The organism is Bathymodiolus platifrons methanotrophic gill symbiont, from assembly GCF_002189065.1.
Lineage (GTDB): Bacteria > Pseudomonadota > Gammaproteobacteria > Methylococcales > Methylomonadaceae > Methyloprofundus.
Genome location: NZ_BDMN01000158.1, coordinates 1 through 8,727 on the forward strand (window position 1 = coordinate 1; position 8,727 = coordinate 8,727).

The 8,727-nt window shown below is 40.3% G+C and carries 10 protein-coding genes; 6 read left to right on the top strand and 4 right to left on the bottom strand.

Features of this window, described 5'->3' with window-relative positions; genetic code table 11:
- Nucleotides 1-394 precede the first annotated feature (394 nt).
- Nucleotides 395-1,216 carry a DUF3179 domain-containing (seleno)protein gene (locus CDZ78_RS09735; RefSeq protein WP_307190480.1) on the bottom strand — a complete coding sequence of 274 codons (822 nt, stop codon included), beginning with the start codon at nt 1,214-1,216 and terminating at the stop codon, nt 395-397.
- 20 nt (nt 1,217-1,236) lie between these two features.
- Here CDZ78_RS09735 and CDZ78_RS09740 point away from each other — a divergent pair, with 20 nt between their 5' ends.
- Nucleotides 1,237-1,428 carry a hypothetical protein gene (locus CDZ78_RS09740; protein ID WP_140413973.1) on the top strand — a complete coding sequence of 64 codons (192 nt, stop codon included), beginning with the start codon at nt 1,237-1,239 and terminating at the stop codon, nt 1,426-1,428.
- A 185-nt stretch (nt 1,429-1,613) separates the two neighbouring features.
- Here CDZ78_RS09740 and CDZ78_RS23695 read toward each other — a convergent pair whose 3' ends face one another.
- On the bottom strand, nt 1,614-1,745 hold the full coding sequence (locus CDZ78_RS23695) for a hypothetical protein (RefSeq protein WP_280175562.1): 132 nt from the start codon (nt 1,743-1,745) through the stop codon (nt 1,614-1,616).
- Nucleotides 1,746-2,076: 331 nt separating this feature from the next.
- Between CDZ78_RS23695 and CDZ78_RS23070 the strand changes: the two genes are divergently transcribed.
- The 4 genes from CDZ78_RS23070 to CDZ78_RS09750 all read left to right on the top strand — a co-directional run bounded on the left by CDZ78_RS23070 (nt 2,077) and on the right by CDZ78_RS09750 (nt 6,398).
- On the top strand, nt 2,077-2,349 hold the full coding sequence (locus tag CDZ78_RS23070) for a hypothetical protein (RefSeq protein ID WP_087868120.1): 273 nt from the start codon (nt 2,077-2,079) through the stop codon (nt 2,347-2,349).
- Nucleotides 2,346-3,284 (top strand): ISAzo13 family transposase, encoded by a 939-nt coding sequence (locus tag CDZ78_RS09745; protein WP_230990509.1) that lies wholly within the window; start codon nt 2,346-2,348, stop codon nt 3,282-3,284. The genes CDZ78_RS23070 and CDZ78_RS09745 overlap by 4 nt, the downstream gene beginning before the upstream one ends.
- 131 nt (nt 3,285-3,415) lie before the next feature.
- The gene (locus tag CDZ78_RS21880; protein WP_167374242.1) at nt 3,416-3,583 is read left to right on the top strand and encodes a hypothetical protein; all 168 of its coding nucleotides are present in this window, start codon (nt 3,416-3,418) and stop codon (nt 3,581-3,583) included.
- Nucleotides 3,584-4,040: 457 nt separating this feature from the next.
- Nucleotides 4,041-6,398 (top strand): penicillin acylase family protein, encoded by a 2,358-nt coding sequence (locus CDZ78_RS09750; RefSeq protein ID WP_087869846.1) that lies wholly within the window; start codon nt 4,041-4,043, stop codon nt 6,396-6,398.
- A gap of 212 nt (nt 6,399-6,610) precedes the next feature.
- On the opposite strand, the gene CDZ78_RS09755 is transcribed toward CDZ78_RS09750, so the two are convergent.
- Nucleotides 6,611-7,018 carry a hypothetical protein gene (locus CDZ78_RS09755; protein ID WP_087869847.1) on the bottom strand — a complete coding sequence of 136 codons (408 nt, stop codon included), beginning with the start codon at nt 7,016-7,018 and terminating at the stop codon, nt 6,611-6,613.
- Between the two features lie 53 nt (nt 7,019-7,071).
- Between CDZ78_RS09755 and CDZ78_RS09760 the strand changes: the two genes are divergently transcribed.
- Entirely contained in the window at nt 7,072-8,493 is a 1,422-nt protein-coding gene (locus CDZ78_RS09760; protein ID WP_087869848.1) for a GumC family protein, read from the top strand.
- On the opposite strand, the gene CDZ78_RS09765 is transcribed toward CDZ78_RS09760, so the two are convergent.
- Nucleotides 8,484-8,727: ISAzo13-like element transposase-related protein (locus tag CDZ78_RS09765; RefSeq protein WP_444979200.1), on the bottom strand; the 244-nt coding region annotated here is incomplete at its 5' end. The two genes, CDZ78_RS09760 and CDZ78_RS09765, sit on opposite strands and share 10 nt — an antisense overlap.

Here is an 8,727-nt window from a genome sequence, read left to right on the forward strand (position 1 = left end):
CTGAAGTTTCCCAATAATTATTTATGGTAAAATTGAAACTATGCTACAACTATATGAAAAAAATAGTCTTTTCATTCGTTTCAAATGCTATTGCCTAAGGGGAATTAAGTAGGGGTTTGCTATAAACATGGCAAAACCACCTAAAATAAACCTCGATACACCAGCATTGTGTATTTCAGCTACTCAATAATTGGGAAACTTCAGCTTAACACTAGCTGACGCTTTAAAGAAGGGGCACCTGAGAATACTGATTCAGGAGAAGATTATCTATTACCATGAAGAACAACATAAAGTTAATAAGGGTTTAGTCTTTTTCTTCATGTTCTTTACAGTGAAAACCTGTCTGGTCTTAATTTGGTAGCCACCTCGCACACCAAATCAAATTGCCCCATTATTAGGCAGGACCAAAAAGATGCTCGAATTCAGTGTTGACTACCCCGTCAGCATTTAACTGGCTTTCAGGGTAATAGTTAATCCACACGAACCAGTAAAGCCCTGCTTTAACTGTTTCAACACGCTTGAGCTCGCCCTGATCTGACTTGCCGAAGAAATCGATTTTTTTAATTGGCTTGCCGCTGTCGTTATACCAGATATTAACGCTCTCATATTCAGGGTCGTAAGCAGCAACAATATCGCGCCCACCGGTGCTGGTATTGATGATATTGCCCTGTTCTTTTATATATCTTTCAGTATAGGCCATGGAATCTTTATCGATGGTGAACCCCCAAACCAGTTCTTTGCGCATCAAGCGATCATCATCAACATCCATCGTACTGGTTAATAAAGACTGGGTGCGGTGATGAGATACCATTGCCCACAGAAAAACGATTTCAACAATATTATCCCACAGCCACAATACTGGGTTCTTGCTAAACGGAACGATCTTATTCAGGAATACCTTGCCGTCAGGATAAGCCTTGGCATAGGCACTAAAAGGCATGCGAAAAGTCGGCCACGCCTGCATTTTATTATCACTCCAGCGCCCATCACACTCTCGGGTACCATACATTTGCTGTATCGGTTCACCGGTACCCTCATCACGCATAATCAAGTTATTGCCGTGCTGGGCAAGGACTTCTAAATCCAGCTTTTCACCATTAATTTCGGGTATGTACCCAGCACCAAGATGAGTCATGCCGCAGTATGTCAAAATAACATTCTCACCACCAATACCCGGATAATAACCAAAGTAGTTCCAAAATGATGCAGCAATTATTAATGGCTAATAATATAAGTATGATTGAGATGCAAGGTAAGTCAGATAGAGTAGGACATGGTTACTTTCAGGACAACCCTGCGGTTAGTTCTGATTTAATGATGATTCTGCGATATGCAGTAAAACCAGGTGAAGAAAACGGACGACCACTTAAACCTGCAGGTACAAATATGTGGATCATTTCAGATGATGTGTATACACAATCGAAATAAGATTAAATTTTTGGAGACTAATGATGAAAAATAAACATTACATACTAGGCACTATATTGCTGAGCTTGTCTATAATCAGCTCTACGAGCTATGCTGCCAGAGTGATAGGCCCTAAACCTGTTAAAAGAGCAGTTGTCAAGCCTGAGCCTGCACCCGTTAAAAAAGCAGTGGTAAAGCCTGGTCCATCACCCGTTAAAAGAGCTACAGGCGCGCCATGCTACCTCACGAAATTCCGGGACTCCTGTCGCCATAATTCGTTCACCTACGCAGCGGATGGGAGATGCCCTGAACGCCCTGCGTCCGCAACGACTACGCACAAAAGCCGCTTCGTCATTACTACCTCACTGGCTGGACGGCTATTCGGAATGCAATTCTTGCTCCTCTCGCGTGCTGCTAGCACACGTCGAATCAGCGAATTGCCCTGTCGCCTATCAGGGACTAAAAATCACCACTTCGCTAAGCTCCGTTTCCATGATTTTCAGCGTACGATAAACAGCTGGTAGCGAACATTCATAAACGAATTCAGTTCACTATTAATTACAACCTAAGGAATGTGCACGAAATAACATCCTGAAGCAGCCAAGCTTGAATAATGAAATATCTCCCCTAAATTAAGGTTATCTTAATTTATTACTCAGTGGTTGTCTTATGTCATTTCCTTATAAAAAAAATATCGAAAAGTCGATGAAGAAATTTTATGACTCACTTTGTGAAAAAAATAAGCGACGGTATGCCGCCATTGAAAGTGAAAAATTATCTCATGGTGGCGTTAACTATATTTCAGCTTTATTAGAGTGTGACCCAAAAACTATCCGCCAAGGAAAAAAAGAACTCACCGAATTAGAACTGGATATAACAGGAATCAGACAACCTGGAGGCGGTCGAAAAAAAAGACCTCTACCCCTGAATACAGTGGAATAGATCAAGACTTTTTAGATATTCTTCAACAGCATACAGCAGGCAATCCAATGAATTCATCTATTAGGTGGACTTATCTAAAGCCGCGTGAAATCGTCAGTGAATTATTAAAAAAGGGTTATTCTGTCAGTCGTAATATCGTTCGATATTTATTAAAAAAACATGAATATGTTAAGCGCAAAGCCCAGAAAAACATTACGATGGGTGGTCATCCTGACCGCAATGCTCAATTTGAAAATATTACCCAATTGAAGCAGGACTACCTGGATGCGGGAAACCCTGTTATTAGTATGGATACCAAAAAGAAAGAGTTATTGGGTACTTTTTATCGTAATGGATCGCTCTATACACAAGCAGCCATTCAAACGAATGATCATGATTTCCCTAGCTCTGCAACAGGCAGTGTTATTCCTCATGGGTTTTATGACCTCAAACGAAACACAGGATATATCACGCTTGGAACGAGTCATGATACCAGTGAATTTGCCTGTGATAGCTTATTTCAATGGTGGGTAAACGAGGGTATTATTCATTATCCTAAAGCAAAATCATTGTTGATCCTTTGCGATGGTGGAGGGAGTAACAGCTCACGGCACTACATTTTTAAAGAAGATTTACAAAAGACTGCGAATGCACTTGGATTGGAAATTAGGATTGCCCACTATCCTCCTTATACCTCCAAGTATAATCCCATTGAACATCGTTTTTTTCCTCATGTGACTCGTGCTTGTGAAGGTGTTGTATTTGACTCGGTTGAAACAGTTAAAACATTGATTTCTAGAACATCAACGTCAAAAGGACTAACAACAATTGTTCACATACTCGACAAAATATACGAGACAGGACGAAAATATGCCGCTGACTTCAAAGAAATAATGCCGATTGTATTTGATACACATTTACCAAAATGGAATTACCGTGCAATTCCTCAAGAATAATTAATATCGGGAAGTTGTTTCGTGCTTATTCCTTAGCTTTTTATTGGTGATTTTTTAGCGTCTGAATAGCTTTGGACAAGATTAATATATTTAGCAACACATAGACTAAGATTTATTACGAGGATTAAAATATGACTAAAAATAAACTTAATTTAGATATGGCTTTGAGGATCTTCTCTAGTAGCGCTTTTGTGCAAGCGGAACCTTATGTTTACCCCGCTCAAGGACAAAGCCCTGATCAAATAATATATATCAATGCTATGGCCAAGAAAAACAGCGAACTGATTATGACCAAATGAACCCACCTATTGCAACTACAGGACAGGTTAATATCGCACCTGTTGTAGGAGAGGCGGCTGGTGATGCAGGTAAAGGGGCTGCAATAGCAGAGTTCAGGGCTCAATTCTAACATTTATGCATAACAATAATGGTTGGTGGAATCATTCTGAATGTTCTTGTGGGTCGATAATAATTAGTACGCTACAGACAATATGAAATTCTAGGGAAAGATTGAAACTATTAGTTTTCTATACTTACTAAATACTGGTAGCTACTGTAATTTCTCTGGCATTAAAGCGCTCTGCACTACTCTAGCTATAGAGGATCGAAGCGCACGTTTCACAACAGATGCAATTCGTTCCTCGGCAAATTTGAAATGGCAGGTATAATGAAAGCTGTATGGTACTGAGATTTCATCACACTGATTTTTCAGGATCATGCTCAAACTCTTTGTTTTATTGATACTGGTGTAATTGTTTGAAACGATATTATTTCAGTTTATTTGTTTTACTTCTTGTCGCTAGCATCGCTTGGGTGCTGACAGCCTCCGTGGCTCAGCAACAAGGGGAGACTGTATTGGCGGGCTTACAAAGCCAGGTCACTGTTGAATTTGATCAGTACGCCACCCCGTCTATATCCGCTACTTCAAAAACCGATGCCTTTTATACTCAGGGATACCTGACTGCCAGCGAAAGACTGTTCCAGATGGACTTGATGCGTCGCAAAGCATCGGGCCAGTTATCCGAGGTTTTTGGCAACAAAGCCTTGCCGCTTGATATTATGCATCGTCATTTAGGTTTTCAAAAAACAGCAGAAAACATTGTTGTTGCATTACCCAAAGATCAACGTCAAATATTGCATGCTTATACAGCCGGAATCAATGCTTATTTGCATAATGCAACATTATTAGCACCTGAATTTCTAACATTAGGGTACCAACCTGAACCCTGGCAGGAAACAGACAGTATTCTAGTTAGTTTAAATATGTTTAAGCTCTTGAATCACAATGCCGCTAATGAACGTATGTTGACTATCATGAAGCAAGTCATGCCGTCAGATATTATGGTATTTTTAACACCTAAGAATGATAGTTACAATGCGCAGGTTTTCTTATCTGGAACAGAGATTTTTGTTGCCGACGAAAAATCTATCCCGGTCGAAGCTTTACGCAAGATAAATCAACAAAACCAGCACCAGGCAGCTATTAATCTGCTACAAGATAGCTCTGTTTCTATTGGCTCTAACCAATGGGCAACCAATAAGACAGAAGATGGCCGGGCAATTATTGCCAACGATATGCACTTGCCTCTAGCTGTGCCGAATTTATGGTATCAAGCCAGGCTTAATTATCCGGGTGTTAGCCTTTCTGGCATAAGTTTACCCGGTTTGCCAATGATGATCGCCGGTAGCAATCAACATGTTGCCTGGGGATTTACCGATGCCAAGGCCGATGTGCTGGACTTGGTCAGCTTAACCATTAATCCTGATAATAAAAACCAATACCAAACGCCGTCTGGCTGGAAAAACTTTAAGATGCATTCTGAAGTTATTCAAGTAAAAGGTGAACCGGATACCCGCATCGAAGTTCGACAGACTCAATGGGGACCAGTTTCTCCCAAGCTGTTACTTGGTAAACAGTTTGCCATACAATGGACTCTATTTCATCCCGAGGCAGTAAACCTATCATTGGCCCAAATTGATCAAGTGAAAAATATTGATGAAGCTATTACGCTATTTAATCAGGCTGGCCTACCGCCATTAAACGTGACATTGGCAGATAATAAAGGACATATAGCCTGGACATTAACCGGCAAATTTCCACGCAGAACAAATTTTGATGGCGCTGTCAGTGTCACTAGAGAGCAAGCCGATATTAGCTGGCATGGGATGCGCCCGACAAGCCAGTACCCACATGTTATAGATCCCGATTCGGGAATATTAATGACAGCCAATAACCGGGTTATCGCACAGCAGAATGATTTCCTGATTGGTCATAATTTTGCCAATGGCTTCCGCGCCTATCGAATAGCTGAATTGTTAAAGTCTCAACAAACTATGGATAAATATTTCCTGCATAAGATACAACTAGATACGAAAACTAATTTTTATACATTTTATCAGCAGCTAGCTTTATCTGCCCTGACAGACAAAGTGACCGCAACAGATCCGCTTTTTCAAGAGCTGAAGTCAGCATTGCAGAAATGGGACGGCTATGCCAATGCAGAGAGTATTAGCTTTGGCTTATTAGTCGAATATAGAGTGGCTCTGGCAAATTTAATTTTATCTTCCTACTTGCAACAATGTAAAGCAGTTGACAAGAATTTTCACTATCACTGGAGAAAAATGGATACACCTCTACGCTTATTGTTAACCTACAAAATTCCAGATACATTGCCGGGAAGCCAAAAATATTCCAGCTGGAATGATTTGATTATTCAAGTGTTAAAAAAAACCGCTAAGAACATTCAACAACGCTTTCCAGAAAAACGATTATCTTTATTAAGCTGGGGCGATATGCATACGGTTCAATTACAGCACCCTTTCAGCCGCGTATTTCCATGGTTAGGTTTTTTTCTGAATATGCCACAACAGCCATTAAACGGCTGCACTTATTGTGTCAGAGTTGCCACTGCTGATTTTGGAGCATCCATGCGTCTGGTGGTTTCTCCGGGTCACGAAGATAAAATGATTCTAGTTACTCCAACTGGCCAATCTGGTCACCCTTTATCGACTCATTATCAAGATAGGTTCCCTTATTGGGTCAATGGAAAAAAAATGCACCAGTTTCCAAATTCTGAAAACCCAATCATGTTATTGAAACCCAAAATCAATTAATGTTATAGCTCCAAAACGAAGGGGAGTAGGCTTTAGCCTACACAGCTACTTCACGCTCACGACTGAAGGTTCCTAGCGGCTATGCCGGAGCCGCATTGTTGAAACCATACGTAGAGCTACTACCGGGCAGTGCATCTATTTCAAGACCTTGTTCACTATAATAGTTCAACCATCACCGCATGGAGTATCAGACTGTATTAAATCTGAGTTTCTTATTCAGTAATTTTTAACAACCAGCCTTTTTCTGCAGGACATCTTTTGTAATTAACTTCTATATGAACTCGTGCAGCAGTGTTAACCAAAGATTCAGGTAACTTCCCTTTAAACCATAAAATTCCACCCCTATGCTCTACTTCCATTTCAACTGGAATTTTCTTTGCGGTAACTTCTACATATTTTTCATCATCAATACCATCAATCTGAAATGAAAACTCAGACCCTGGCGCAACACTAGCCAAGTGTACTGGTCTTAAATGTTTAATCACTGTGCTTTTACAAGCGGTTTTGCCACTTTTATTAACACTGCTACCACCGCCACCATGCCCACCCGCAGCAATTACGTTTGCAGACATTAGACATAACATTGCACTTAGTGCAGGTATTAAAATAGATTTATTCATTACTCAACCCTTTATTATTATAAGTCTCTTAATTATAAGCATTATAAAAAAATATGCATCTAAAAATTGCTTATGTCTATAGCCGCCCTGCACTGTATCGTAGTTACGCAACCTTATTAACAGTTGCACAAACAGCAATTGACCAGCAAAGTAGTGATGCTGATATTCAGCATGTTGCAATACAAAGACAAATCCTGACTGGCCAGGAGCTTTTAGACGAAACCTTAATGCGTTTGAACCATGATGAAGAACAGACAAACGGCATAACTTTTGATAGTAGCAAGCTAACAACATCAGAGCTACGCCGTATGCTTACAGTACAAGCAGTTCCTGAAACAAACCTGGTTGAATTAGCGGCTATCGGTTATCAAGCTGAAATATTAGCTCCCATCATCAATAGCTGGATTGATATTTATCTACAAAGACGCGCAGAGGAAGTCAAACAGTCTACCGGCCTGACTCTGGAGGCACTAGGTGAAGAACTAACCGGTCTGGAAGATAAAATATTAAGTAAAAGAGAGGAATTGGAAGACTTCAGGCAGATAAATGAAATTACCTCATTAGGACGTGAAAACCTTTTTGAAAACCAGTCTTTGGCTCGTTTTCGAGCTTTAAATAAATCTTTCAATGCTGCCAGTGAAGAAGCTGTAAAAAGTAAAGCCCGTCTTGACGCTGTGAATAAAGCAATTGCGAGAGGAAAAACAGTTGTCCCCGCCGAGGACCAGAAAGGAATGCGCGTCCTTGAATTACGTCTACAAAAATTACACGAACAACTAGCTGAATTTGACAAAAAATATACACGTAATTATTTAGCATTAAACCCCAGCTTAAATGTACTCCCGAAACAAATTGAGGATCTGAAAAGAGAGATTCAAAGTAAGCGTAACTTTGGTCAAAATATTGCATTAAGTGATGCCCAGCAAGACTACAATGCCGCACGGCAATCATTAGCGGTTATCAAAAGGCAGCTGAATGATCACAAACGACAAGCAACAGAGTTTAGCTCAAAATTTGCTGAACATGAGGCCTTGCTGACTGATCTTGAAGGACTGGAAAAACTCCAGCGCACCACTGAGGAAAGATTGGTGCAAATTGAAGCAAAACAGGCTGAAAAATTCCCACAAGTCAAGATTATTGAGCGTGCCTTTCACCCACACAAGCCCTTTAGTCCCAATTACACTCAAAATGCTATTATTGCTATCGTTGGCTCAATTGTTCTAGGCTTATTCTGCGTATGGGCAGTTGAATACCTGACAAGGAAAGAAGAGCAAAACGCCTCAATTTCCATCTCTGGTTTAAATATATATGCCGATTCGGCAGCTGGGTTAATGAACCACTACCAGCAAAACAATGAGCAACTAACATCCAGCTCCCCTCAACCCTTAGCACATGAAAAAAAACCGCGCTTGAATATGATTTCCCCACTGAACTTAGGAATAAGCACGAAACAACTTCCCGATATTAATTATTCTTGAGGAATTGCACGGTAATTCCATTTTGGTAAATGTGTATCAAATACAATCGGCATTATTTCTTTGAAGTCAGCGGCATATTTTCGTCCTGTCTCGTATATTTTGTCGAGTATGTGAACAATTGTTGTTAGTCCTTTTGACGTTGATGTTCTAGAAATCAATGTTTTAACTGTTTCAACCGAGTCAAATACAACACCTTCACAAGCACGAGTCACATGAGGAAAAAAACGATGTTCA